Source organism: Francisella sp. XLW-1, assembly GCF_008711455.1.
GTDB lineage: Bacteria > Pseudomonadota > Gammaproteobacteria > Francisellales > Francisellaceae > Francisella > Francisella salimarina.
Map to the genome: position 1 here is coordinate 1 of NZ_VXKP01000003.1, position 26,976 is coordinate 26,976.

Here is a 26,976-nt window from a genome sequence, read left to right on the forward strand (position 1 = left end):
GATTATGTTCATTTTCTAGATCTTTTAGATTATCTAAACTACCTGCATAAGTAAGCTTGTCATAAGATACTATTTTCACATCATCATATCTTGATAACATCATACGCACATAATTGCTACCTATAAAGCCTGCTGCTCCTGTTACTAATATGTTTCTAGGTTTATAGTCCATTTATATATTCCTTTATAGTTTAAATAGTATTTTGATATTTTAAAACCTTATGAGTAATTGTAGCTTGTTATTGATTATTAGTTAATAGTAAATTGATTTCATAAGTAAATTTTAAGTTATGCATTACAACTGAGTAAGATAATAATATGTCCATGTCATTCTCACGCAGTTGGGAATCTTTATCACATGTCGCTAGTTATGAGATATCGTCTTAACGGCTATAACGACAAAGAGCATGACCCTAGCTCTATGGATTACTTATCACTCAGAATCCTAGTTATACAATCTTTCAGTGAGTCTTTCCAGTACAGTATCTTTATATCGAAATCAAACTTTATCTTACTCTTATTAAGCACACTATAATGCGGACGCTTCGCAGGTGTTGGATAGTCGACTGTTTCTATAGGATTGATCTGACAGTCTAGTTTTGCAATGCTCATGATTTCTTTAGCAAAATCATACCAACTAGTCACACCCTCGTTACTATAATTATAAATTTTGAATTTTGAATTTTGAATTTTTGGAAGTATATCCAAAATAGCTTTTGCTAAGTCTTTAGCATAAGTAGGAGTACCTACTTGATCATATATCACACCTAAAGAGTCTCTCTCTCTACCTAGGCGAAGCATTGTTTTGACAAAATTATTACCATAGTAAGAATAAACCCATGATGTCCTGATAATTATTGAATCTTTGGGATTTATATCCAAAATTGCCTGCTCACCTGCCAACTTACTAGCTCCATAAACACCTTGTGGATTTGTCTGATCTCCTTCAAGATATGGTCTATAGTTATGACCATCAAAGACATAATCTGTAGATACGTGTACTAGTTTTATATCATACTCTTTTGCAATTTTAGCAATATTTGCAACCGCAAGATGATTTATTTTATCTGCCATTTCAATATCAGTTTCAGCTTTATCCACAGCAGTATATGCTGCGCAGTTGATGATGAATTTTATATCATTATCAACTATAAATTTTTTAACAGCCTGATGATCTGTAATATCTAACAACTTACTATCTGCAAATATAAATGTGTGATTTTGAATTTCTAATTTTGAATTAGACACTAACTCTTTTAACTCAGAGCCTAACTGACCATTGCTACCTGTTATTAATACATTCATAATTCTTAATTCTTAATTCTTAATTCTTAATTCTTATTTAAATATCTTGCGCTATACCAATTACTCAGCAACTACCAATTAAAAATTTATAATCCAAAATTCAGCATTAGTAATAACTTTCACCAAACTCAAATAAATCAACGGTATCATTCAGTTTCGGTTGAACCCTATCTTTTGCTGACAACTTAAGCTTATCAGCAGGTACTTGCCAATCTATAGCGATACTCTCATCATCAAAAGCGATACCTCTATCACACTCCGGAGAGTAATAACTATCGACCTTATATGCAAATACAGTATCGTCTTCTAAAACCACAAAGCCATGAGCAAACCCTCTAGGAATTAATAGTTGTTTTTTATTCTCAGCACTTAATTCTACTGCCACATGTTGACCAAAAGTAGAGCTACCTTTACGAATATCTACAGCAACATCTAACACTCTACCTTGGATAACTCTGACAAGCTTAGTCTGCGCATGTGGAGCTAGCTGATAATGCAAGCCTCTAAGCACACCATAAGAGCTCTTCGACTCATTATCTTGACAGAAACTAATCTTATAACCTAAGAAATCAAAGAGTTTATCTTCTCGAAAAGTCTCTACAAAATAACCTCTATCATCACCGTGAACAGTAGGCTCACAAATAATGATATCGTTGATATGTGTACGCGTAAATTTCATCGTGGTACTGCTCGCTCTTTTGCTCTTTTTATCAAATACTGACCATATTGATTTTTCTTGAGTGGTTGTGCTAATTTAAGAAGTTGATCTTTTGAGATATATCCCATCTCATAAGCTATTTCTTCTAGACAAGCAACTTTTAAACCTTGCCTATCTTCTATAGTTTGGATAAAGTTGCTGGCTGCGAGCATACTTTCATGTGTACCAGTATCAAGCCATGCATATCCCCTACCCATAGTCTTAACTTTAAGGCGTGCTTCATCGAGATACATCTGATTAAGTGTAGATATTTCCAACTCCCCTCTCTCGGATGGTTGTACTTGCTTAGCCTTAGCAACCACATCACTAGGATAGAAGTATAAGCCCACAACCGCATAGTTTGATTTTGGCTTCTTCGGTTTTTCTTCGATACTAATTACATTTCCATCTGCATCAAAATCAGCAACACCGTATCTCTCTGGATCATCAACATAGTAACCAAAAATGTTAGCACAATTTTCTTTCTCTACATTTTGGATACTTTCAGCAAACATTTCTGGTAGACCATGACCGTAGAAAATATTATCCCCAAGCACAAGACAAGCTGAATCACCTGCCAAAAATTCCTCAGCTAATATAAAAGCTTGAGCAAGCCCATCTGGACTAGGCTGTATGATATACTCAAGATTGATACCAAGATCAGACCCATCTCCTAAAAGATTCTTAAAACTAGGCTGATCTTGTTCTGTTGTAATTATAAGTATATCTTTCAGACCAGCCAACATGAGCACAGAAAGAGGGTAGTATATAAGTGGCTTATCATATATCGGTGTAAGTTGTTTACTCACGCCCTTTGTAATAGGGTACAATCTTGTACCACTTCCGCCAGCTAAAATTATACCTTTCATAAAAACACCTAATAAAACAATCTTTATACTTATATGATAGTATACGAATAGCTAGCCATAATTTCAATCGAAGAACTAAGTATGTTGAAAATATTATGAGAAATAAAAGACTTTGAATATTAAATTAAAATTTAAGACTTTGAGAGATACCAGTCATAAATTCTTCTGATACCATCTTCAAGCTCTACTCCATGCTTCCAACCAAGAGAATGTAGTTTAGATGGATCAGTAAGCTTGACCATAGTACCATCTGGCTTATCAGCATTAAACTTAAGCTCACCTTTGAAGCCAATTACACCCTTAATAAGCTCAGCTAACTCTCTGATAGAAATATCAACTCCAGTACCGATATTAATATGAGTATTTCTTATCTCTTTAGCATTCTTAGAATAGGTATCTTTAAAGTCTCTATTTTCTAATAAAAACACACATGCATCTGCCATATCTTCAGAGTATAAAAATTCTCTTCTTGGTTTACCTGTTCCCCATATTTCTACAGAACTTTCATTCACACCAAATTTGGATAAATACTGTCTAGCTTCTTCAATAGAGTTTACTTTCAAATCTGACAACACTTGTTCTATCTTCCCTTCATTTAGAAGTTTCGCAAGATGTATCTTTCTTATCAATGCTGGTAACACATGAGATTTCTCAAGATCGAAATTATCATTAGGCCCATATAGATTTGTTGGCATCACAGATATAAAGTTTGTTCCATACTGCAAATTATAGCTCTCACACATCTTGATACCAGCTATCTTAGCAATAGCATACGGTTCATTAGTATATTCTAACGAACTAGTAAGTAAACAGTCTTCAGGCATTGGTTGCGGAGCTTCTTTAGGATATATACATGTACTACCCAAAAATAGGAGCTTCTTCACACCATTTACATAACTTTGATGGATAACATTATTTTGAATCTGAATATTATCGTAGATAAATTCTGCTCGATAAGTATTGTTCGCAACAATCCCACCAACTTTAGCTGCCGCTAAAATCACATACTCAGGCCTTTCAACTTTAAAAAAATCCTCAACAGCTTTTTGATTAGTTAAATCAAGCTCAGCATGAGTTCTCAATACTAGATTAGTATAGCCTCTAGATTGAAGATTCTTAATAATAGCTGAGCCAACTAAACCTCTATGACCAGCTACATATATCTTGCTATCTTTATGCATTTTAAATAATTCCTTACTCAAAATAACTCATGATTTTATAGCCACCATCTTTTAGGTAAACATCTTTCGTCATCAGCTTTAAATCACTTTCCATCATATCATTTACAAGATGCTCAAGATCATATTCTCTACTCCAACCTAATTTTTGTTCAGCTTTTGTAGGATCACCTAATAATAGATCTACTTCTGTAGGCCTGAAATATCTAGGATCTACACAAACAACTACCTGACCTTCTGATATATGAGATAAGTCAACACCCGCTTTTTCAGCTCTAGCTAAATCTACTGAATCAACTACTCCAATCTCATCAACACCCTCGTTTTCAAATCTAAGGTTAATGCCTGCATAAGCAAATGATAATTTGACAAAATCTCTAACGGTAGTAGTCTGGCCGGTAGCAATTACCCAATCTTCTGGTTGATCTGCCTGCAGAATCATCCACATCATTCTTACATAATCTTTTGCATGACCCCAGTCTCTCTTGGCATCTAGATTACCTAGATACAGCTTGTCTTGAAGATTAAGCGCTATCTTAGATGCCGCTCTTGTAATCTTTCTAGTCACAAAAGTCTCACCACGTACTGGAGACTCATGATTAAATAAAATACCATTACAAGCAAACATATCATAAGCTTCTCTATAGTTAACTGTAATCCAAAATGCATACATCTTAGCTACTGCATAAGGAGATCTTGGATAGAATGGTGTAGTCTCACTTTGTGGAATTGCTTGAACCTTACCATAAAGCTCAGAAGTACTTGCTTGATAAATTTTAGTCTTTTTCTCTAATCCAAGAAGTCTAACAGCCTCAAGAATTCTCAAAGTACCAGTACCATCAGCATTAGCAACATATTCTGGAGTTTCAAAAGATACATGCACATGACTCATCGCAGCTAGGTTATAGATTTCATCTGGTTGAGTATCAGCAATAATTCTCGTTAGATTCATAGAATCAGTCATATCACCATAGTGTAGAATCAAATTTCTATTCTCAACATGAGGATCTTGGTATAAGTGATCAATTCTATCTGTATTAAAAAGCGAACTTCTTCTTTTGATACCATGAACAATATAGCCTTTTTTTAATAAAAACTCAGCCAAATATGAACCATCTTGACCAGTAATACCTGTAATTAATGCTACTTTTTTCATCTACAATCCTTATATTTACTTTATTAAATTAAATTCTATTAAAATCATCTTCTAATCTAACGATATCATCTTCACCAGTGTACTCACCGACTTGTGCCTCTATCAGTACCACTGGAATCTTACCATTATTTGCTAACCTATGCACTTCACCCATGCGAATATACACAGATTCATTAGGTCTAACAATAAACTCCTGATCTCCCTTAGTCACTGTAGCAGTACCTGAAACCACTATCCAATGTTCACTACGGTGATAATGCTTCTGTAGAGATAATCTTTTGCCAGGCTTAACTTCTATCTTCTTGATTTTATAGCCAGGAGTATCCTCTAGCACAGTATACGTACCCCAAGGTCTATGTGCTGTTAAGTGGATGTTTTTAAGATCGTCACTTAGAAGCTCAACAATCTCTTTAACTCGTTGAGAGCTACCTTTTTTAGCAATCAAAAGAGCATCACCACTATCGACAACTATCAGATCCTCAACACCAATAGTAGCAACCTTTTTAGGACCTTTTTCACTATGAATAAGGTTATTCTTACTATCAATACTAATATGATTACTATTTATCGTGTTATTGTTGTCATCTTTAGGTAATTGATCAAATAGCGAGTCAAAGCTACCCACATCACTCCACACAATATCAGCAACAACCATCTTTATTTTGTTGGATTTCTCCATCACAGCATAATCTATAGATTTAGCTGGAATACTCATCATATCATCATATTTAATAGCATCTGAATTATCTAGGTCGCTATTATTATATGCTTCAACACATGCTTTATATATTTCTGGAGAGTGTTTCTTTAGCTCTTCTAAAAAGACCCCTGCCTGAAACATAAACATCCCCGAATTCCAGTAATATGAGCCATCTGCCAAAAATTTCTCTGCTGTAGCAACATTTGGCTTTTCATGGAAACTCTCTACATCAAAATTACCAGCTGACTTGATATATCCAAAGCCAGTATTAGCAAAAGTTGGTGTAATGCCAAATGTCACTAGAGAACCATCTTTAGCTAATTTCTTAGCTTGAATTAAAATACTTCTATACTCTTCATCGATATTAATAACATGATCTGATGGAGTTACAAATACTATTTCTTGTGGATCTAATTTCATACATGCCAGGGCAATTGCAGGGGCAGTATCTCTACCGATAGGTTCTTCTAGAAAGATACTTTTATCTAGAATACCTAGCTCATCCAACTGATCTTTTGCTAAAAATAATTGCCCCTCATTTGAGACAACCATTGTTGAATCACACAAACTAGAATTTCTCTCAACAGTTAATTGAAACAGTGATTTATCACTAAACATCTTCACAAACTGTTTTGGTAGTAATTTCCTACTAATAGGCCAAAGCCTAGTACCACTACCACCACAAAGTATTAGGTTTATCACTACCACTCCTCTAACATCGCTTTAGACAACGAAACCATACATCCTGAAATTATATTACTTTTAAAAGCATTTTTCTACAAACCCAAACAGTCTAAATATGCTATTTCTTGTATACCATACTACCAAAAACTTTATTCAAAAACCCTATTTTAGTCGCCATTAACTTGATTAGTGGATTAAAAATGACTGTTAAATATGTTTTTTTACCTAATTTCTGTCGATACTTTTTGATAAATTCAGATGTACAAAAATACTTATCATCTTGGGGTAAAAATATTCCCACATAATTATTACTTATAATATCTTTCAATTGACTAGTAAGATTATCAACATGTATCACACTTCTCTGATTTGCTATCTTAGGGAAAATAAAAGCATACTTAGCAAGCTTAACAAGCTTAGGATAGTTACCTTTCGAGCCGTCTCCATATACCATTGGTGGTCTAACTATTGCAACACCAAAATCTTCTGATACTAAAGTTTTTAGCTTAAGCTCTGCTTGAAGCTTACTATCTCCATAAAAATCATCCGGTCGCGGCTGAGTATCTTTTGAGATGATTTTTTGCTGCCCAATTGGCGCACTATCTCCATATACAATTATACTACTCATAAATACAAACTGTTTGACACCTGAGCTTTTAGCTATCTTGGCTAACTCATAAGTTAATTCAGTATTTACAGCATAGTATTTATCTTTTAAAGAAGGATCTTTTGAAGTATGTGCAATACCAGCAACATGTAATATAGCATCATATTTACTAAAGTCTAATGTTTGCCATGACTCATCTTTTAGTGATATTTTTTCCACTATAAAATCATCTCCGCCATTCTTCTCAAAAGAATTACCAATATAACTATTTAAACCAGTAATTAGAACTTTTTTCATTATTACTTATTATCTTTTTTGTTATCTAGTGAACCAGTACCACCCTCTACTACACCACTACTAGCAAATACTGAAAGGACTGTCAAAAATATGCATTTAATATCAAACCAAGTACTTTTGTATTTGACATAATCACCATCAAGTTTGGCTTTTTGAGCAATCGGCAACTCATCACGACCATTGATTTGTGCCCACCCAGTCAATCCGACAGGCACATCATTGGCACCATACTTATCTCGCTCAGCGATCAAATCGTCTTGATTCCATAATGCAGGTCTTGGTCCAACGATACTCATTTCACCTTTTAGGATATTTATAATCTGAGGTAACTCATCTAGGGAGGTCTTTCTCAAAAAAGCACCAACTTTTGTAATACACTTAGACGGGTCTTGTAATAAGTGTGTCGGCATATCCTTGGGTGTATCTACATACATTGTTCTAAACTTATATATATAAAAGAATTTCTTACCCTTACCATAGCGCTTTTGTTTAAAGAGTATTGGACCTTTTGAATCTTTTTTTATCATAAATATGACAATCAAAAACACCGGACTTAAAAGAACCAGACCAACAAAAGACAAAACAATATCTAAAAATCTTTTTAGAAACTTATACAACATAACCATCTACCCATTCAACTTATGATCAAACTCTGGAACTATTGTTTTTAGCAATACGAGCTGTTTATTTGGCCGCTCTTGAAACAACGTTTGAAGATCACTTTCTAACACTTTGATATCATAATATGTTCTTCTACCAATGAAAATATCTTTGTACTCAGTACTAATATCATTTTCATCAATAAGTAGCTCTTCATACAACTTTTCACCTGGACGCAGTCCTATTATCTCGATACCAATATCATCTCTACCTGATAGTTTAATAAACTGCTTAGCAAGATCTAATATCTTGACAGGCTGACCCATATCTAACACAAAAACCTCTGAGTTTTTGGCAATTGCACCAGCTTGCAATACCAATTCACAAGCCTCCGGTATAAGCATAAAATATCTTGTAATCTCCGGATGTGTAACTGTAACAGGACCACCGTTTCGAATTTGTTCTTCAAATTTTGGTATAACACTACCACTACTTCCTAACACATTGCCAAATCTAACAGCAGCAAGTTTGGTACTCTTTGAATCAACATTTTGTAAGTATAACTCGCAAACCCTTTTAGTAGCTCCCATAACATTAGTTGGGCGCACAGCTTTATCTGTAGATATCAAGATAAATGAGTCAACACCTGAATTAATAGCTAAGTCTATAGCATTTTTTGTGCCTAGAATATTATTTCTGATAGCCCGAGAGATATTCTCCTCTACCAAAGGGACATGTTTATATGCCGCTGCATGAAAAACTACATTTGGCGAATATTTACTAAAAATTTTAACAAAAGACTCTCGATCACATACTGAGCATAGGACACTTTTAATATTATATCCATAACATTCTTCTGTAATCTTATATAAATTAAACTCGCTATGATCAAGTAAAACTATCTGTTTTGCCTCATACTTAATACACTGTCTAACAATCTCAGAGCCTATACTACCGCCAGCACCTGTAACTAGGATAACTTTATCCTTAATAAATTTTGAGATAGATTTTTGATCAAGACTCTTAGAGTCCCTTGATAGAAGATCATATACTGAAACAGGCTTTAGCTGTGACATAAAACTTTCATCTTGAAGTACATCTTCAAGAGGAGGCATGATTCTAATTTGATTAAAGTTTGATTCTAGTTTTTTATAAATTTTCTTAACTATATGATTAGCACTCTTAGGCAGTGCAACAACTAACAAGTCAAACCTTGAAGAACGTAGCTCTTTACGCAACTTCGAGCTTGATAAAACTCTCTTGCCATCAATACTTCTCTTTTGTAGGGCCTTATCATCATCAACAAAAAACTTAATACGATAACCTGTCGCCGATAACTCTTGGGCTATTTTTGTTCCTGCTGCACCCGCTCCATAAATAACAGCTGTTTTTGTTTTCTCTATTTGACTTCTATTAGTAAGATACCAATAAAAATATACACTCAAATTGATTAAAAACACATAAGATAGAAACTCAGAGAAAATAAGTGCAAATCTAACCTGACCATAAAAGGCAAAAGCAACGATAAAAAACACAGGAACATTGATAAAAACTTTACGCAAAAAAGTCTTCTGTGTCGACTTACGCCAACTAGCCATATAATCACGCAAAAGTAAAAAAGATGTCAAACATCTCAAAAAAATAAGCGTAAGTAAAAGATATGTATTAACATCTTGCTTAAAAATATAAGAAGTCCAGTTAACAGCCACAATAGTCAGAACTATAATCACTGCAAAATTAAGAACCCTCTTATCGTACAAATATTTCATAAAGCAAAAACAACACCTACAGTTATTTAATTATATCAAAGTATCTTAACTATATCTCATTTATGTAAGCTAAAATTTTCTTATATGATACTGATTCGATGGTCTTAACATTCTGCAAATACCATGATATCCATAGCTCTTGTATTAAATTATAAATTTTTACAACAACAGACTCACTTTTAGCAATATGATTAGCTGTTATTTTTTTAGCCAATTTCGATCTTAGCTCATTAACTTCTATTTGATATCCTCGATCTCTTTGGAGATTTAATTTAGCTTTTTCTAGCCTATTTTCTAAGGCTTGAAGATAATATTTATACCTCTGTAAAAACTCTACGGGTTGAGAGATATAATCATCCGTAAAAAGCTCAGTAAGCTCATTCCTAACATCTGTAAAAAGTTCGATAAAATTAAGTGGTATTTTTTTAACATTAAGCTTTTTTTCAAGCTGCGACTTAAACTTTGTTATTTCTAAAAGCAATGCTTCAACTTTGGTTTTATTTAAAGCAAAGTTCTGCATCCCTAAAGCATAGAATTTTTCAAAATCTGCTTTGGTATATGGCAATTCAATATTATCAAAAAAACTCAAATCTATAGCTTTATCAATCACTTTATCTTTTGAGTCACTTAGTTTTAACGACATTGATAAGCTTGTTAGGTCATTACTTTTGATATTTTTTGATAACTGATTCTGTAAGCGTAGTTTAATTAACCTTTTCAAAGACTTTTGCATACATAGCTTAGCCTCATCAAGTGTTGCCTTATAAGATAGCTTCACGCCATCTTTATACTCCTCCAAACAATTATAGACTTTGACCGTTATGCCGTACTCTTTGATTTGACTAGTCATTGTGATATCTGCAAAATCCCAATCATAATAAACCATCTCATCAACTTCTTGGCTTGGTTTAGCTACAAGGTTTTTAAGCTTTTGCTTTAATATATGAATATCCTTACCAACTGCTAGTGTTTTACCTTGCTCATCAACAACTTTTACATTCAGCACGAGATGTTTCTCCAACTCCTCATCCTGCCACACTGTCTCATCTACCACAAAACCCACTATTCGCGTAATATGTTTAGCAATAACAGACTTCAAAGGAGAGTACCTATCCTTATCAAAATCTATTGATTCAAATATAGCTTGAGCATAAGTTGGCACTGGCACACAATTTTTGCGAATATTTTTTGGTAAAGCACGTAACAAAGCGACAATCTTGTCATACAAAAAACCATAGACTCCCCACTCTAAAACAGTAGGGTTTATATCATTGATAAAAACTATTGGTACAGTAACTGTTACACCATCCCTCTCATCCAATGGGTCAAAGTGATATTCTAATGGCAAATGCATATCTCCAACAGTCAAAACATCTGGAAACTTCTGTTGCGTAATTTCTTTAGCATCATGCTGCATTAGACTTTCCATATCAAAGATAAAGCCTTTTTGCCGCTCTTTTGTGACCGACTTTAACCATTTGTCAAATGTTGCACCACTACAAACATCATCTGGGATAAAGCTATCATAATGTGCAAACATTACCTCTTCATCAACCAAAATATCTTTTCGGCGTGATTTGTTTTCGAGCTCTTCAACTTGATTTATAAGCTTGAGATTTTGCTGATAAAAATACGCTTTAGAATCAAAATCACCATTTACAAGAGCTTCTCGAATGAATATCTCCCTAGCCTCTTGAGGATTTATCTTAGAGTATTGTACAGATCTTTTTGAAACTATCTCTAAGCCATAAAGAGTTACTCTTTCATTGACTACAACAGCTCTACGCTTTTTGCTCCAAACAGGCTCATCATAATGTTTTTTAGTAAGATGCTCTGCTAAATTCTCTAGCCATTCAGGCTCTATTTTTGCAACATTCCGAGCGTATGTCTTGGTAGTTTCAACTATTTCCGATGAAAGCAACCACTTTGGCTTTGCCTTAAACTGAGAAGATCCAGGGAATATAAAAAACTTAAGCCCTCTAGCTCCTAGATACTCAGCATTTTCATAATTAAATCCAACGTTACTCAAAAATCCGCTGGCTATAGCTTTGTGTAAGTTTTCATAATTAAACTTTTCATTTGACGATAATTTCCATTTAAACTGATGAACAACTTCAACAATTTGTCGATAAATATCATTCCACTCATTAAACCTAACCGGTGAAATAAAATTCTTTTTAAAATATTCTTTTTTTTCTCGATTAGATAAACTCTTTAAATTAGAATTCAGTCTATTTGCCAAATTTAAAATCGCTATAAAATCAGAAGATTTATCTTTATCAATAGCATGTTTTTCATCAGCTTTTTGCTGAAAATTCAAAGGTCTCTCACGCGGGTCCTGTACACTTAAAAAGCTAACAATTGAGACAACCTCTCTGAGTCTATTTTGTCTATAACCTTCTATAATTATTTTTGCCAACTTAGGATCTAAAGGCATAATTGCCATTTTAATACCATCATCAGTAATTTTAGGCTTTGAATAATTAAGCTCGGAGATAGCTCGTAATTCAAACAAGAGCTTAAAGCCATCTTTAACAAATCTTGAATCAGGCGAATCTATAAATGGAAAATCTTGAATACTTCCTAATTTTAAAAACAACATCTGCAAAATAACAGCCGCTAAATTAGTACGTAAAATCTCAGGATCGGTATATTCTTTACGATTATTAAAATCTTCCTCACTATATAGACGTATGCAAACACCAGCTGATAATCTACCACAGCGACCAGCTCTTTGATTAGCACTTGCTTGAGATATTTTCTCTATCGGTAGGCGCTGTACCTTGGTGCGATAGCTGTATCTACTTATTCGCGCTAATCCTGAATCAATCACATATTTGATACGCGGTACTGTCAGAGATGTTTCAGCAACATTGGTTGCTAAGATAACCCTACGTACAGAACCCTCTGGGTTGAATATTTTGTTTTGATCTTTATTTGATAATCTCGAAAACAAAGGTAAAACTTCTGTAAATCTAAGATCTTGTTTATTTAAATATGCCAATGTTTCATGAATATCTCTTTCTGTAGGCAAAAAGACTAAAACGTCTCCTCTGCCAAGTTCATCAAGAGCATACAATACTCTCTCTTGTAATGAAAACTCTTCAAAATCCTCATCATTTTGATAACGGATTTCAACAGGGTATGTTCTACCACTAATTGTAATATCTTTAGCATTCTGAAAATAATCTATAAACTTCTGATGATCTATAGTTGCTGAGGTAATGATTACTTTTAAATCGGGTCTATATGGTAATATCTTTTTTATACAACCAAGTAGAAAGTCAATATTTAAACTTCTTTCATGAGCCTCATCAATAATAATAACCTCATACTGTGATAAAAACCTATCATTCTTGATTTCAGATAGTAGCACACCATCTGTCATCACTTTGATTAAAGTATTTTCAGAAGTTTGATCTGAAAAACGTATTTTAAAAGACACTTTTGATTGATCACCAATCTCAGTAGCAACCCTACTAGCAATAGATCTTGCAGCAAGTCTTCTCGGTTGAGTATGTCCAATTAATCCGCGTTTACCTAGCCCCAAATCAAGACATACCTTAGGCAATTGTGTTGACTTACCAGAACCTGTCTCTCCTGCTACAACTATAACTTGATTATCTTGTATAAGCTTTTTTATATCATCTACTTTTTCAGCAACAGGAAGATCCGGATAAGTTATCTTAGGCAAAACCTTTTGGCTAGCTTGCTCAGCCAAAAGCTGCAAATCATTCAGTACTTGCTGTCTTTGAAGCTTGTTATTTTTTATAGCTGATATAAATTTACCACGAAGCTTAGTTGGTATCTGATTAAGATAATCATTAAATAAAGTTTTATTCGTATTCATGCTACTGCATTAAACGTTTCTTGATACTTGTAACTTTTAGAATCTTATTAATTAATCTCATAAAAATCATCACGACCCTACTCACAAGTACAAAAATAGCCAAAAATAATAAAACTAATATATCTTTAAAAATATTCCAAAAAAGCTCTGATAACGATAATAGCGTTTTAAATTTCATAATTTTATGGTCGAAATTGCATATTCTTAGTAAAGAATTATACCATGAATAAGAAATAATTGACTTAATAAAGGACTATAGCTTAGCTAAAATTGAGTTTAAAGTTTTGCTTGGTCTCATTACTTTTGCTAGCTTATCACTATCCATAAAGTAATAACCACCAACATCTACTTTTTTACCTTGAGCGTCGTTAAGCTCTTTGACAATTTTATCTTCATTAGTTTTTAGCTCAGCATAAATTGGTTCAAATCTAGCCTTAATTTCAGCATTACCAGTTTGCTCAGCTAAAGCTTTAACCCAATAATAGGCCAAATAAAAATGACTTCCTCTCGTATCTAGCTCACCTACCTTACGTTTTGGTGATTTATCATTATCCAAGAAGTCTTGGTTTGCTTGAGATAATGCTTCTGCTAATACCTTGATTTTAGGATCTCTAGTTTTAATTGCTAGATCTTCTAATGAAGCTCCTAACGCCAAAAACTCTCCTAAAGAATCCCATCTTAAATGATTTTCTTCGATAAGTTGCTCAACGTGCTTAGGTGCAGAACCACCAGCTCCAGTTTCAAATAATCCACCACCAGCTAAAAGAGGCACAATAGAAAGCATCTTAGCAGAAGTACCAAGCTCTAAGATAGGGAATAAATCTGTCAAGTAATCTCTCAAAACGTTACCAGTTACTGAAATTGTATTCTTGCCTTCTTTCATTCTCTTTAAAGAGTATTTTGTAGCTTCTATCGGCGCTAAAATTTGGATATCTAGACCAGTAGTATCATGCAACACTTTATATTCATTAACTTTAGCAATTAAATTTCTATCATGCGCTCTTTTTGAATCTAACCAGAAAATCGCAGGATTTTGAGTAATTCTAGCTCTATTAATAGCTAGTTTAACCCAATCTTTAACTGCGATATCCTTAGTCTGACAAGCTCTCCAAATATCACCTTTCTCAACCTGATGCTCGAGTATTACATTACCTTCAATATCAATAACCTCTACTTTACCATCTGCTTGAATTTCAAATGTCTTATCATGAGAGCCATATTCTTCTGCTTTTTTAGCCATCAGACCCACATTGGAAACATCACCCATAGTAGCAACATCAAAAGCACCGTTTTCTTTACAGAAATCGATAGTTGCGGCATATACACCTGCATAACATCTATCAGGAATCATAGCTTTCATATCCTGAAGTTTACCGTCTTTGTTCCACATTTGACCAGATGAGCGAATAGCTGCAGGCATAGAAGCATCGATAATCACATCACTTGGGACATTCAAGTTTGTAATACCTTTGTCAGAGTTAACCATCGCAATGTCAGGTTGCTTAGCAAATACCTTTTCAATATCAGCATTGATTTTATCTTGAAGATCTTGAGGTAGTTGCTTAATTTTTTCTACTGCATCACCCCAACCATTGCGAGGATTCACACCAAGCTCTTTAAATTCTTTAGCATACTTTTTGAAAACATCTTCAAAGAAAATCTCTACTGCATGACCGAATAATATTGGATCAGAAACTTTCATCATTGTAGCCTTTAGGTGAAGTGATAGTAATGTACCTTCTTTTTTAGCTTTAGCGATTTCAGTTTTGTAGAACTCTCTTAGTGCTTTTATTGAAATCTTAGTAGCATCAATAATTTCTTTTTCTTCTAAAGCAAGATTATCTTTAAGTACTATTTGAGTACCTTTAGTATCTGTATGAACTATCTTAACCTTAGTTGCTTTTGGTACAATATAAGATTTCTCATTAGCATAAAAATCATTATCTGCCATACTAGCGACATGAGATTTAGAATCTTTTGTCCATGCACCCATAGAGTGTGGATGTTTTTCAGCGTACTTTTTAACTGCATCTGCAACTCTACGATCCGAGTTACCTTCTCTTAAGACAGGGTTTACCGCACTACCTAAGACTTTTGCATAACGAGCTTTAATTTCTTGCTCTTTGTCATCTTTTGGCTCAAATGGATAGTCTGGAATTTTGTAGCCTTTTGACTGAAGTTCTTTGATAGCTGCAGTAAGTTGAGGGATTGATGCACTAATATTAGGAAGCTTGATAATGTTAGCATCTGGAGTTTTCGCTAGCTCCCCAAGTATTGCTAGATTATCAGAGCACTTTTGCTCGTCTGTAAGACAATCATTGAAGTTAGCTAATATACGCGCTGCTAAAGATATATCTTTTGTTTCTAACTCGATATCAGCAACTTTAGTAAAGCTCTCAACTATTGGTAAAAATGAACCTGTCGCTAAAGCTGGCGCCTCATCTGTGAATGTATAAAATATTTTATGCATAAAAAAATCTCCTATTGATAGAATTTCATCTTTCAAATACTAACACAAAACTAGTACGTATTTAATATTTCTTGTATTTTCTCGTCAGACCTTGCCACTACAGCAAAGCCATTGTGTTCAATAATCGGTCGCTCTAATAACTTAGGATTGCTAGCTACTATTTGTATAAGCTCATCGTTGGTGAATTCACCATCTTTAAAGTTCTCTTTCCAAATAGCTTCTTTAGTACGAATAATATCTGTTACAGAAAGTTTCAATTTTGCTAATAACTCTTCGATCTCTTTTACTGCCAAAGGATTATCTAAATATAAATGAGTATCATAATTGATACTGTTTTGATCCAAAACTTGCTTTGCTTGACGTGATTTTGAACATTTTGGATTATGATAAATTTTCATAAAAATAGTGATTCAATTAACGTTATCATTATTATAAATTACATTGGTGTATAAATCATAAAAATAATCGATTAAGAATGATTATTATATAAATACGCTTAAATAACATATAATATTTAACTATAAATTATATTATTTTATAAGAAGCAACTGGAGTGCAAGAATAGTATAAAGATAATAAAAACAACCAAATTATAAGATATCAGGAGGTCTTTATGATTACTAAGCCATGGACAAAAAACTATCCCGACAAGGTTCCTCTGAATATAGATATCCCTAATATTACTCTAAAAGATATGCTTGAAAAAGCTACTAAAAGCTTCAACGATAAAAATGCCCTTAGCTGTCACGGTGAAAAACTAACTTTTGACGAGATTAACAGCTACTCTGACAAATTCGCAGGGTTCTTACAGAACAAATGGAAATTACAAAAAGGTGACCATATTGCCATTATGCTACCTAATTTATTACAGTTCCCAATTGTTATTTTCGCTTTGGTAAAACTTGGTTGTGCTTTTGTAAATATAAACCCACTATATACAAGTAGAGAAGTCAAAGGAATCCTACAAGATTCAAAAGCTAAAGGCGTAATTGTATTATCCGGACTTGCGCATAATGTCGAAGCTATAGCTGATGAGTGTGAAGATCTAAAATATAAAATGGTTACAGATATTTCTGATCTTTATCCTACTCCAAAAAAACAAATAATCTCCTTTGTAGTAAAATATATCAAAGGTATGAAAGATAAATACTCAAAAGATAAGTTTGATACATTTACAGATGCTCTAAAATCAGACTACACTCCAGACTATACAAGTATTGAATTAAAGTCTGATGATGTAGCCGCACTTCAATACTCTAGTGGTACAACAGGTACACCTAAAGGCACAATACTTCTACATAGAAATATTGTTGCAAATATCTATCAAGTAAAAGCTTGGACAGAAGGGTTTGATATCGAGCTCAGTGAACAAATTGTCTTAACTGCCCTACCGATTTATCATATATTTAGCTTAACTGCTAATCTATTTCTTTTTTACTGTTCTGGAGCCTTTCAAATACTTATACCTAACCCTAAAGATATCAAAAGCTTAGTTGCTGAAATGAGAAAAAGTAATTTCTCAACTATATTTGCTGTAAATACTCTTTATATTGCTCTATTAAACAATAAAAAATTTAGACAAAGTAAGTTCCCTAATTTCAAGCTCTCAATAAGTGGCGGCATGCCGACCGCTAAAGCTGTAGCTAAAGAATGGAAAAAAATCACAAGTGTAAATATTAAAGAGGGTTATGGTCTATCAGAAATGTCGCCTGTCGTAACTGTAAACTCTCTACTTGAGGAAGATTTCAGTGGTAGTGTTGGATTTCCATTACCAAATACTGATATCAAAATTTATGATGATAAAGGTAATGAGTTACCACAAGGTGAAACAGGAGAGATATGGGTGGCAGGCCCACAAAAGTCACCGGGATTCTGGAGTCTTCCAGAGATTAATAGAGAGCACTTCACTGATGATGGTTGGCTTAAGACTGGGGATATGGGCTATCTTGACGAACAAGGTCGTCTAGTAATATCAGGACGCATTAAACACATGATTATCGTCTCAGGCTTTAATGTTTTTCCTAAAGAAGTTGAATTAGTATTAACTGAAAAAGAAGAGATTGAGGATGCAGCGGTTATAAAAGGACACTCTAACGAAACAGGTGAAATGCCAGTTGCTTTTGTTGTACTAAAAAATGACAAAAAACTTACTGAAAAAGAAATTTTTAAATACTGTGAAACTAAATTAGCTCATTATAAATTACCTAGAAAAATAATTTTCATAGATGAGTTACCTAAAAATACTGTTGGAAAAATAGATGTAAATACATTACAAAAAGAATATGCTGAAAAATATGAAAATAAATAACTAAAGAGCTTTTTGCTTAAGGAGCTAAAGATGTTCAACAAAATTTATAATATTGCAAAAAAGGCTACTCCTAGTATTTCTCAAACTGAACAAACTGCCCTAAATGCTGGCGATAACTGGTTTGAACAAGATATATTTCAAGGGAAACCTGATTTTAATAAGTTACATAGTTTAAAGAAATTTGAACTAACAGCTGAAGAGAAATCATTTTTAGATAATGAAACAACCGAGTTATGCAGGCTAATTGATGATTGGAAGATTAATTATCAAGACAAAGATCTAAGTGTTGAAGCTTGGAAATACATGCGTGAAAAAGGCTTTTTAGGTTTAGTTATTAGCAAACAATATGGCGGTAAAGGCTTTTCCGCAGCAGCTCACTCAGAAGTGGTTATGAAACTAGCAACCAAAAGTGTCACTGCAGCAATCACTGTAATGGTACCTAATTCACTTGGACCTGGTGAGCTTCTAGTTCATTATGGTACAGATGAGCAAAAAGATCACTATCTACCTAGATTAGCCTCTGGTCAAGAGATACCATGTTTTGCTTTAACAGGACCAACAGCAGGATCTGATGCGACTTCATTGCCTGATTATGGTATTGTCTGCCATGAAGAGTTCAATGGCAAAAAAACTTTAGGTATCAAACTAAAGAATATCAACAAACGTTATATTACATTAGCTCCTATTGCCACTCTAGTTGGTTTAGCTTTTCAACTACAAGATCCTGATGGCTTACTTGATGAAACAGGTAATGAAGGTATAACATGTGCCCTACTACCGTATAATCACAAAGGTTTAGAAATTGGTAAGCGTGGTTTTCCTCTAGGGCAAGCTTTTATGAATGGCTATATCAAAGCTAAAGATGTCTTTATCCCAATTGACTGGATAATCGGCGGACAAAAAATGGCTGGTGAAGGTTGGAGAATGCTAGTTGAGTGCTTATCTATAGGTAGAGCTATTTCATTGCCAGCATGTGGTACAGCCAACACATTAATGTCAGCTGTAATGACAGCAGCTTATGCAAGTGTACGTGAACAGTTCAAAGTTCCTATTGCTCAATTTGAAGGAGTTCAAGAAAAACTAGCTGAAACTGCAGGGCTTGCCTATATTGCCAATGCTACTCGTCAATTCACAGTTTCTGCTGTTGATAGTGGTTTGCGACCATCTGTATCATCTGCAATTGCAAAATATCACCTAACCGAGATGGGGCGTACAACCATCAACAATGCTATGGATATCCACGGTGGTCGAGCAATCATTATGGGTCCAAATAACTATCTAGCTATTCCATATATGGCAACACCTATTGGCATAACAGTTGAAGGTGCCAACATTATGACTCGAAATCTAATGATTTTTGGTCAAGGTGCGATGAAATGTCACCCATATATTCGTAACGAGATAGAAAGCCTAATGAATGAGGATGAAAAACAATTTACAGACAATTTCAAAGGTCATTTTAAATACATGGCTCTAAATGGCTCACGTACACTTTGGTATGGTTTAAGTGGAGGCTTTACAGCTCCTAGCTATCCTTCTAAATTTAAGCGTTACTATCGCTATATCTCACATATGAGTACTGCTTATTCTTATGTCAATGATATTTCAATAACAGTATTAGGTGCAGGCCTAAAACGTAAAGAAAGATTATCCGCTCGCTTGGGAGATATCATGAGTTATCTGTATATGGCTGTAGCTGTTTTGAAATACTATAAGGACACAGGCGAACCTCAAAGTGATGATATCTATGTTGATTGGAGTATTCAGCACTGTCTATACCAAGCTCAACAAGCGATGTTAGACTTATTTAGAAATTTCCCAAATAGAATATTTGCTACCAAGATGAAACTTTTTGTTTTTCCTTACGGTAAAAAATTCAGAAGACCATCTGACAAGCTTGAGGCACAAATTTGTAAATCATTAGTCAGCAATAGCGATACAAGACAATGGATGAAAGATAAGTGCCATATACCAAATGATGATAATGATCCAATTGGTAGAGTTGAGAATGCTTATCTTGCATCACTAACTACACAACCTATTAAGAAAAAAATTATTGATGCTATCAAAACTGCTAAGCTACCAAAAGCAAGCTGGCAAGACTCTATTGAAATAGCTTTAGAAAATAAAATAATCTCTCAGCAAGAGGCGGATATTGCTAATGAGATGCTCACAAAGGTTAATAATATAATTCAAACAGATGAGTTTGACGATTATGCTTTAGGACCTAAAAATGCTCATCCAGAATGGCAAAAAAATAGCGAAAAATAATATGTACCAATGTCATTTCGTTTAAATAACGGAATCTAAAAACGATGTATAAACTAACATCGGGAGGAAAATATGACAGAGTTAGAGAAAAAGTTTGAAGAAATGTTGATAGCTGTTCGTGATGCAACTATTGATTTCAAACCTGATAATAGCCAAAAGCTAAAGCTCTATGCTTTTTATAAACAAGTAAAAGAAGGAGATAATAATACTAAAAAACCTTCTGCTTTGAAAATGGTTGAGCGCGCTAAGTGGATGGCTTGGGATGCAATTAAAGGCATGTCAAAAGAAGATGCTATGCGAGGTTATCTTAAAGTTTTTGGCGAGGAATATCTCCCAGCTGGAGAAAGTAGCAATAGTTCAAGTATCACTATAGCAAATAAGTTAGAATCTGTAGAAAATAAATCACAGCGTAAAGCTATTGATAAAATTGCAGTTCTTGGTGCTGGAACTATGGGAGCTCAAATTGCCGCGCATTTTGCAAATGCTAGATTCCCTGTTGTTTTATTTGATTTAAAATCGCAACAAGGTAGCGCTAATGCTATTATTGAAGATTCACTAGCAAAACTTACTAAACTTAACCCAGCACCTTTTGGTTCAAAAGATTCTATCAAATATATTACTCCTGCAAATTATGAGGATAATCTTGAACTTTTAACAGATTGTGACTTAATCATAGAAGCAGTAGCCGAACGTATAGATATCAAAGAGAGTCTTTACTCTAAAATCTCTGCTCACATCAAAGAAAATGCAATTTTAGCATCAAATACTTCTGGCTTGAGTATCACAAAACTAGCTGAGGTATTACCAGAGAATCTCAAAGTTAATTTCTGTGGTGTACACTTTTTTAACCCACCGCGCTATATGCCTTTAGTTGAGCTAATCTCTCATGCAGATACTAATTCTGAAATCTTGGATAAACTAGAAACATTCTTAGTTGAAAAACTTGGTAAAAGTATAATTCGCGCAAAAGATACACCAAATTTTATCGCTAATAGATTAGGTGTCTTTTCAATGCTAGTCACTTGCTACTATACAGAGCAGATGAATATCCCTTTAGAAATTGTGGATGAACTAACTGGTAAAAAACTAGGGCGAGCAAAAAGTGCTACTTATAGAACTGCTGATTTGGTTGGATTAGATGTATTATCTCATGTTGTTGAAACTATGAAAGATAATCTCGAAGATGGTTGGCAAAAACTATACAACACACCTAGCTGGATTCAAAACCTAATTAACTCAGGTTCACTTGGTCAAAAAACTAAAAAAGGCTTATATATCAAAGAGTCTGACGGTATCAAAGTACTTGATTTAGATACTAAAGAATATCGCCCTTCTGATAAAAAAGCTGATAAAGAAGTCTTAGATATACTAGCTGAGAGAGATTGGAGCAAAAAACTGGAAGATCTGCGTAATAGCGATAATCCCCAAGCTCAATTCTTGTGGGCAACTTTTAGAGAAATGTTTTTGTATGCTGCTCATCTAGTTGGGGATATATCAAATTTCCCTAAAGATATGGATTTAGCAATTCGTTGGGGGTTTGGTTGGAAACAAGGTATTTTCGAGATATGGCAACTTGCTGGTTGGCACAAAGTAGCTAGTTGGCTAAAAGATGATATTTCAGCTGGTAAGGCATTATCAAAAAATACTCTATTTAGCTGGATTGATACTCTTGATATCGGTGTTTATCAAAATAATAAAGAGTTTAGCTTTAAGGATAAAACCCTAATATCTCGTGATAGCCTAGATGTTTATAAGCGTCAACTATTCGCTGATAATATAGTTGAACATACTAGTACTTTAGCAACACAAACACTGTATGAAAATGATGGTGTCAAACTATGGCAAATTAATGACTATAACAATATAGGAATACTCTCATTTAAGAGCAAAATGTGTGCTATTGGCGATGATGTTTTAGATGGTATATCCGAGTCTATCAACTATGCTGAAGAAAATCTTGATGGTCTTGTTATTTGGCAAGAGCAAGATGTATTTTCGGTAGGTGCCAACTTAGAAGAATTTGGTATCAAATTTGCAATGAATGGCGAAGCTGCTATCGAAGAGGTAATCCGTAAAGGTCATAGAATTATCAGCAAAAAATTACGCTATAGCAAGATACCTGTTGTCGCAGCTGTTAAGGGCTTTGCTTTTGGTGGTGGTTGTGAAACTATCTTGCATAGTGATGCTGCTGTTGCTGCGTATGAAAGCTATGTTGGTCTTGTTGAAGCCGCTGTAGGAATTATCCCTGGGTGGGGCGGCTCAAAAGAAATGGCTATTAGAGCATCTCAAGCTCAAGATCACTGGAAAGACTTTGAGCGTCGTTATAAAAACCTTGCTCTTGCACAAGTGGCTAAAAGTGCCTATGAAGCTAAAGAAATGGGCTTTTTACGCGATGATGACATAATCGTAATGAATACTAAAGAAATCCTACTTGTAGCAATTAAAAAAGCTCAACTTATGGCTCTAGCTGGTTATCAACCACCTCTGAAACAAAAAGTCCCTGTATTTGGTGAAACTGGTATCGCTACAATCAAAGCTTTATTGGTAAATATGCGTGATGGTAATCAAATATCTGAACATGATTATAAGATCGCAGTAAATTTAGCAGATACTATGTGTGGTGGTCAGATAGAAAAAGATACTGAAGTTTCGGAAGATTGGTTACTAGAAAGAGAGCTAATAAACTTCAAAGAACTTGCGATATCTGAGAAAACAGAAGCTAGAATGAAATATATGCTAGAAACTGGCAAACCACTAAGAAATTAAGGAGTAATTGACATGAGTGAAAACGTATATATAGTCGCTGCAAAACGCTCTGCTGTTACAAAAGGTAAAAAAGGTGGTTTTGCAAAAAAACGTCCTGATGAATTATTGGCGGATGTACTTAGAAGAACTGTCGCTGAAGCTAATATAAATCCTAACGATATAGAAGATATAGTTGTCGGCTGTGCGATGCCTGAAGCTGAACAAGGCTTGAATGTCGCAAGAATATCATCTCTTTTGGCAGGACTACCTAATAGTGTTCCTGCTTTTACAATCAATCGCTATTGTAGCTCTGGATTACAGTCAATTGCTATTGCAGCAAATGAGATTGCTCAAGGTAATATCGACGTTGCTATCGGTGCTGGTGTTGAAAGTATGAGTATGATTCCTTTTGGTGGTAACAAAATGTCTTTTAGTAAAGAAATCTTTGCTAAAGATGAAAATGTTGCCATAGCTTATGGTATGGGTATCACTGCTGAGATGGTTGCTAAAGATTGGAATGTATCACGACAAGATCAAGATGCTTTTGCTCTTGGGAGTCATCAAAAAGCAATCAAAGCTATTGAAAACGGTTATTTCAAAGATGAAATATTACCTATAGATGTTGATCACAATAAGCCAGATGAAGCTACTGGTGAGATCATTAATCACAAACAAACTATAACTGAAGATGAAGGCGCTAGAAAAGATACCTCTTTAGAGGCATTAGCTAAACTAAAACCTGCTTTTGCTAACGGTGGATCTGTGACTGCTGGTAATAGCTCACAGGTATCAGATGGTGCTGCAGCTGTGATTTTAGTTAGTGAAAAATACCTAAAAGAGCATAATCTAAAACCTTTAGGTAAGTTTCTAGGGTTTGCTGTAGCTGGTGTTGATCCACGCATTATGGGTATTGGCCCAATCAAAGCTATACCAAAAGTGCTCAAGCAAACTGGTTTAGATATCAATAATATTGACTGGATTGAGCTAAATGAAGCTTTTGCAGCTCAGTCACTAGCTGTGATTAATGATTTGAAACTTGATAAGAATAAAGTTAATCCTTGTGGTGGAGCTATTGCCTTAGGACATCCTCTTGGTGCGACTGGTACTGTACTAACTGTCAAAGCGTTACATGGACTACAACGTACTGGTAAGAAATATGCTATGATTACGATGTGTATTGGTACTGGTATGGGTGCAGCTGGTATTATTGAAGCTTGTTAGCAGCTAATAATCCTAAACATTAATATAAGAATAACTAAATATCCAATAGGTTAAACTAAAATGATAAATTTAGATGATTATAAACCAATTGATTTTCCATGGAATTTCACTTGTTTTAGTGACATAGCCAAGAATCCTCTTGGTGTGAGGTTACCTTTGTATCATATCGGTGAAAATATGTATACAAAGTTCAAATGTCTGCCAAATCATGTCGGTTGGGATAATGTTATTCATGGTGGTATTATCGCACTTATATGTGATGATATTCTTGGCAAACATGTTTTAAGTATTAGTAAGTCATTTTGTATGACCCGCAACTTAAATATCAAATACTTAAAACCAACCTATAGTAAAGTAGCACATATTTTCAAAACCACCGTAATTCGTAAAGGTCGTACTACTGTGTGGATTAAAGTTGATATTTTCAATGAAAAAGGCGATCTATGTGCTTATGCTGATGCAGACTTTGCACTCTTAGAAGAGCATCATGCGAAACAAAAAGATATCGCAAGCTATAAGCTTGATGATTTAGTGGCACATCTTAAATAAGCTCTTTATTTGTCATTTCTGGCAAAAACTTATACACAATAAATATAAATGCAACAATACAAGCTCCCATGAAATATAATACAGGGGCATAACCATAATTATGAGTAAGATCCAAGAATCTCGAGATAAACATACTTTCTATTAATGCTTTTGAAACAAGAGCTACAGATATCCCTATACCACGTATATGTACAGGTAAAACTTCTGATAATACCAACCATATACACACTCCAGGACCTACAGCTCCTCCGAATACAACTATAATCAACATCAGAAGACCTAAATTATTATAACCAGCTGTTATACAAAAGATCATTGTAAATATAGATACAAATGAAATTAATAACCCACTAATAATAAGTTTTCTTCGACCAATAACATCGACAAGGAATAAGCCAAATACAGTAGCTATAAGATTGACTAATGTCATTGCTGTACCATAATAAGTAGCATCACAATTACTACAACTACTGAGTTGACCAAACATAGTAGGACCATAACTTATAAAGACATTAATACCAACAAAGCCATTTAAAACCGCCATTAAACTAATCAGTATTACAGATAAATAGTATTTTTGTTTGATAACAATTTTAATAAACTCAACAAAACCTGTTTTATTTTTTTCGGTTAATGAATGCTGAACTTTGAGAGCTAATTGCTCACTAATAGTTAGTGCCTGTTCATTTCTACCCTTTAAAATTAACCAAGATGGTGAAAATGGTGCTATTAAGCTAATGATGAAAAGTAAAATTGAAAAAGGGATAGCGCAAGCAAATATCAGTCTCCAACCAAAGCTTGCGACAAATAAGCTTGCAAAAAAGTTAGCCAAAAAAATTCCAGAAACTAATGATAATTGAAATATAGCCATCGCCCTACCTCTAAACTTAGCTACGCTAGTTTCAGAAATATAAACAGGAATTACTGTCAACAAGAACCCAATCGACACCCCCTGTAGAAGCCTTGATAACATCAAAGTTGTATAAGTATTAGATATCATCATCAATATCATTGATACTGTAAATAGAAATGCCCCAAAAGCCAAAATATTTTTTCTACTAAAGATATCCATTAACGGTCCTGATATTAGTTTGGATAGCAAAGCTCCAAAAAAGACAATACCAGCTATCTCAGATAGTTGTGTAAGGTTAAGAGATAACTCCTCTTTAATAACAGGTAATGTCCCTGATATCACTCCAATATCAAAGCCAGAGCATACACCTGTCAAAACTATCAAAGTTATAACGATTTTTTGGTATTTAGTTACTAACATTAGACCCTCTTTATAAAATATATAATAAATACTCAACAACTAAGCAATAAACATATAACTATAAAGATATACTAAATAGAACTAAAGTTTTATAAGAAATTATAGAAAAAAGTAATTTATTTAAGAATCAAATCTCATATAGAAATTATTCAATGATTAGCTTTTTAGGGCTTTGTAGATAGTATCTTTGATTTCTAGTCTTTGTTTTTTTAGCTCTTCTAATTGCATATCTTCAAACATACCAGAACTTTCAAGGTTATATATTTTCTTATCTAGATCTTCATACTTTTTCATTTGATTACTAATATGATGATCTTCTTTAATATTATGAAGTTGATCTCTTAACTCAGGGAATTCTTTAACTAATGGATGATGTTCTAACATTGTAGATACTCCTTATCTTTATTGATTAATTAAATTAACTGCA

21 protein-coding genes are annotated in these 26,976 nt (G+C 34.0%); 5 read left to right on the forward strand and 16 right to left on the reverse strand.

Features of this window, described 5'->3' with window-relative positions; genetic code table 11:
• From F3D59_RS04815 to F3D59_RS04875, 14 genes are all read right to left on the reverse strand, one after another.
• Positions 1-172, reverse strand: a 172-nt coding sequence (locus F3D59_RS04815) for a GDP-mannose 4,6-dehydratase (protein ID WP_150464008.1), incomplete at its 3' end; no start/stop codon positions are given.
• A gap of 254 nt (positions 173-426) precedes the next feature.
• The gene (gene rfbD / locus F3D59_RS04820) at positions 427-1,305 is read right to left on the reverse strand and encodes a dTDP-4-dehydrorhamnose reductase (protein ID WP_150464009.1); all 879 of its coding nucleotides are present in this window, start codon (positions 1,303-1,305) and stop codon (positions 427-429) included.
• 106 nt (positions 1,306-1,411) lie between these two features.
• Positions 1,412-1,984 carry a dTDP-4-dehydrorhamnose 3,5-epimerase gene (rfbC, locus tag F3D59_RS04825; protein ID WP_150464010.1) on the reverse strand — a complete coding sequence of 191 codons (573 nt, stop codon included), beginning with the start codon at positions 1,982-1,984 and terminating at the stop codon, positions 1,412-1,414.
• Positions 1,981-2,871 (reverse strand): glucose-1-phosphate thymidylyltransferase RfbA, encoded by an 891-nt coding sequence (gene rfbA, locus F3D59_RS04830; RefSeq protein WP_150464011.1) that lies wholly within the window; start codon positions 2,869-2,871, stop codon positions 1,981-1,983. Before rfbA ends, rfbC begins: the two co-directional genes overlap by 4 nt.
• 131 nt (positions 2,872-3,002) lie before the next feature.
• Positions 3,003-4,052: a GDP-L-fucose synthase family protein gene (locus F3D59_RS04835; protein WP_150464012.1), complete on the reverse strand. Its 1,050-nt coding sequence runs from the start codon at positions 4,050-4,052 to the stop codon at positions 3,003-3,005.
• 13 nt (positions 4,053-4,065) lie between these two features.
• Complete coding sequence (gmd, locus tag F3D59_RS04840; RefSeq protein ID WP_146420724.1) at positions 4,066-5,205, reverse strand: GDP-mannose 4,6-dehydratase; 1,140 nt, start codon at positions 5,203-5,205, stop codon at positions 4,066-4,068.
• A 28-nt stretch (positions 5,206-5,233) separates the two neighbouring features.
• Positions 5,234-6,607 (reverse strand): mannose-1-phosphate guanylyltransferase/mannose-6-phosphate isomerase, encoded by a 1,374-nt coding sequence (locus F3D59_RS04845; protein ID WP_150464013.1) that lies wholly within the window; start codon positions 6,605-6,607, stop codon positions 5,234-5,236.
• A 100-nt stretch (positions 6,608-6,707) separates the two neighbouring features.
• Positions 6,708-7,493, reverse strand: a complete 786-nt coding sequence (locus tag F3D59_RS04850) for an NAD-dependent epimerase/dehydratase family protein (protein ID WP_150464014.1) — start codon at positions 7,491-7,493, stop codon at positions 6,708-6,710.
• Between the two features lie 2 nt (positions 7,494-7,495).
• Positions 7,496-8,113: a sugar transferase gene (locus F3D59_RS04855; protein ID WP_150464015.1), complete on the reverse strand. Its 618-nt coding sequence runs from the start codon at positions 8,111-8,113 to the stop codon at positions 7,496-7,498.
• A gap of 6 nt (positions 8,114-8,119) precedes the next feature.
• Positions 8,120-9,862, reverse strand: coding sequence for a polysaccharide biosynthesis protein (locus F3D59_RS04860; RefSeq protein ID WP_150464016.1), 1,743 nt, complete (start codon positions 9,860-9,862; stop codon positions 8,120-8,122).
• Positions 9,863-9,911: 49 nt separating this feature from the next.
• Entirely contained in the window at positions 9,912-13,712 is a 3,801-nt protein-coding gene (hrpA, locus tag F3D59_RS04865) for an ATP-dependent RNA helicase HrpA (RefSeq protein ID WP_150464017.1), read from the reverse strand.
• A gap of 1 nt (position 13,713) precedes the next feature.
• Positions 13,714-13,890, reverse strand: a complete 177-nt coding sequence (locus tag F3D59_RS09965; protein ID WP_191092438.1) for a hypothetical protein — start codon at positions 13,888-13,890, stop codon at positions 13,714-13,716.
• Between the two features lie 75 nt (positions 13,891-13,965).
• On the reverse strand, positions 13,966-16,182 hold the full coding sequence (locus F3D59_RS04870; protein ID WP_150464018.1) for an NADP-dependent isocitrate dehydrogenase: 2,217 nt from the start codon (positions 16,180-16,182) through the stop codon (positions 13,966-13,968).
• Positions 16,183-16,232: 50 nt separating this feature from the next.
• On the reverse strand, positions 16,233-16,580 hold the full coding sequence (locus F3D59_RS04875) for an arsenate reductase family protein (protein ID WP_150464019.1): 348 nt from the start codon (positions 16,578-16,580) through the stop codon (positions 16,233-16,235).
• A gap of 215 nt (positions 16,581-16,795) precedes the next feature.
• On the opposite strand from F3D59_RS04875, the gene F3D59_RS04880 reads away from it, so the two are divergent.
• The 5 genes from F3D59_RS04880 to F3D59_RS04900 all read left to right on the forward strand — a co-directional run bounded on the left by F3D59_RS04880 (position 16,796) and on the right by F3D59_RS04900 (position 25,276).
• On the forward strand, positions 16,796-18,490 hold the full coding sequence (locus F3D59_RS04880) for a long-chain-fatty-acid--CoA ligase (protein ID WP_150464020.1): 1,695 nt from the start codon (positions 16,796-16,798) through the stop codon (positions 18,488-18,490).
• A 30-nt stretch (positions 18,491-18,520) separates the two neighbouring features.
• Positions 18,521-20,761 (forward strand): acyl-CoA dehydrogenase, encoded by a 2,241-nt coding sequence (locus tag F3D59_RS04885; protein ID WP_150464021.1) that lies wholly within the window; start codon positions 18,521-18,523, stop codon positions 20,759-20,761.
• 72 nt (positions 20,762-20,833) lie between these two features.
• On the forward strand, positions 20,834-23,527 hold the full coding sequence (locus F3D59_RS04890; RefSeq protein ID WP_150464022.1) for an acyl-CoA-binding protein: 2,694 nt from the start codon (positions 20,834-20,836) through the stop codon (positions 23,525-23,527).
• Between the two features lie 12 nt (positions 23,528-23,539).
• Positions 23,540-24,727, forward strand: coding sequence for an acetyl-CoA C-acyltransferase (locus tag F3D59_RS04895; protein ID WP_150464023.1), 1,188 nt, complete (start codon positions 23,540-23,542; stop codon positions 24,725-24,727).
• Positions 24,728-24,787: 60 nt separating this feature from the next.
• The gene (locus F3D59_RS04900; RefSeq protein WP_150464024.1) at positions 24,788-25,276 is read left to right on the forward strand and encodes a PaaI family thioesterase; all 489 of its coding nucleotides are present in this window, start codon (positions 24,788-24,790) and stop codon (positions 25,274-25,276) included.
• Here the strand turns inward: F3D59_RS04900 and F3D59_RS04905 are convergent.
• Together F3D59_RS04905 and F3D59_RS04910 are read right to left on the reverse strand one after the other, a co-directional pair.
• Complete coding sequence (locus tag F3D59_RS04905) at positions 25,269-26,549, reverse strand: MFS transporter (RefSeq protein WP_150464025.1); 1,281 nt, start codon at positions 26,547-26,549, stop codon at positions 25,269-25,271. The two genes, F3D59_RS04900 and F3D59_RS04905, sit on opposite strands and share 8 nt — an antisense overlap.
• 156 nt (positions 26,550-26,705) lie before the next feature.
• The gene (locus F3D59_RS04910) at positions 26,706-26,933 is read right to left on the reverse strand and encodes a YdcH family protein (protein WP_013922595.1); all 228 of its coding nucleotides are present in this window, start codon (positions 26,931-26,933) and stop codon (positions 26,706-26,708) included.
• Positions 26,934-26,976: the final 43 nt, after the last annotated feature.

Coding starts and splice junctions, on each gene's coding strand:
- rfbD (WP_150464009.1), bottom strand. CDS start 1,305: ATGAATGTATTAATAACAGGTAGCAATGGTCAGTTAGGCTCTGAGTTA.
- gmd (WP_146420724.1), bottom strand. CDS start 5,205: ATGAAAAAAGTAGCATTAATTACAGGTATTACTGGTCAAGATGGTTCA.
- F3D59_RS04870 (WP_150464018.1), bottom strand. CDS start 16,182: ATGCATAAAATATTTTATACATTCACAGATGAGGCGCCAGCTTTAGCG.
- F3D59_RS04895 (WP_150464023.1), top strand. CDS start 23,540: ATGAGTGAAAACGTATATATAGTCGCTGCAAAACGCTCTGCTGTTACA.
- F3D59_RS04885 (WP_150464021.1), top strand. CDS start 18,521: ATGTTCAACAAAATTTATAATATTGCAAAAAAGGCTACTCCTAGTATT.
- F3D59_RS04910 (WP_013922595.1), bottom strand. CDS start 26,933: ATGTTAGAACATCATCCATTAGTTAAAGAATTCCCTGAGTTAAGAGAT.
- F3D59_RS04860 (WP_150464016.1), bottom strand. CDS start 9,862: ATGAAATATTTGTACGATAAGAGGGTTCTTAATTTTGCAGTGATTATA.
- F3D59_RS04890 (WP_150464022.1), top strand. CDS start 20,834: ATGACAGAGTTAGAGAAAAAGTTTGAAGAAATGTTGATAGCTGTTCGT.
- F3D59_RS04835 (WP_150464012.1), bottom strand. CDS start 4,052: ATGCATAAAGATAGCAAGATATATGTAGCTGGTCATAGAGGTTTAGTT.
- F3D59_RS04875 (WP_150464019.1), bottom strand. CDS start 16,580: ATGAAAATTTATCATAATCCAAAATGTTCAAAATCACGTCAAGCAAAG.
- hrpA (WP_150464017.1), bottom strand. CDS start 13,712: ATGAATACGAATAAAACTTTATTTAATGATTATCTTAATCAGATACCA.
- F3D59_RS04850 (WP_150464014.1), bottom strand. CDS start 7,493: ATGAAAAAAGTTCTAATTACTGGTTTAAATAGTTATATTGGTAATTCT.
- F3D59_RS04855 (WP_150464015.1), bottom strand. CDS start 8,113: ATGTTGTATAAGTTTCTAAAAAGATTTTTAGATATTGTTTTGTCTTTT.
- rfbA (WP_150464011.1), bottom strand. CDS start 2,871: ATGAAAGGTATAATTTTAGCTGGCGGAAGTGGTACAAGATTGTACCCT.
- F3D59_RS04900 (WP_150464024.1), top strand. CDS start 24,788: ATGATAAATTTAGATGATTATAAACCAATTGATTTTCCATGGAATTTC.
- rfbC (WP_150464010.1), bottom strand. CDS start 1,984: ATGAAATTTACGCGTACACATATCAACGATATCATTATTTGTGAGCCT.
- F3D59_RS09965 (WP_191092438.1), bottom strand. CDS start 13,890: ATGAAATTTAAAACGCTATTATCGTTATCAGAGCTTTTTTGGAATATT.
- F3D59_RS04905 (WP_150464025.1), bottom strand. CDS start 26,549: ATGTTAGTAACTAAATACCAAAAAATCGTTATAACTTTGATAGTTTTG.
- F3D59_RS04880 (WP_150464020.1), top strand. CDS start 16,796: ATGATTACTAAGCCATGGACAAAAAACTATCCCGACAAGGTTCCTCTG.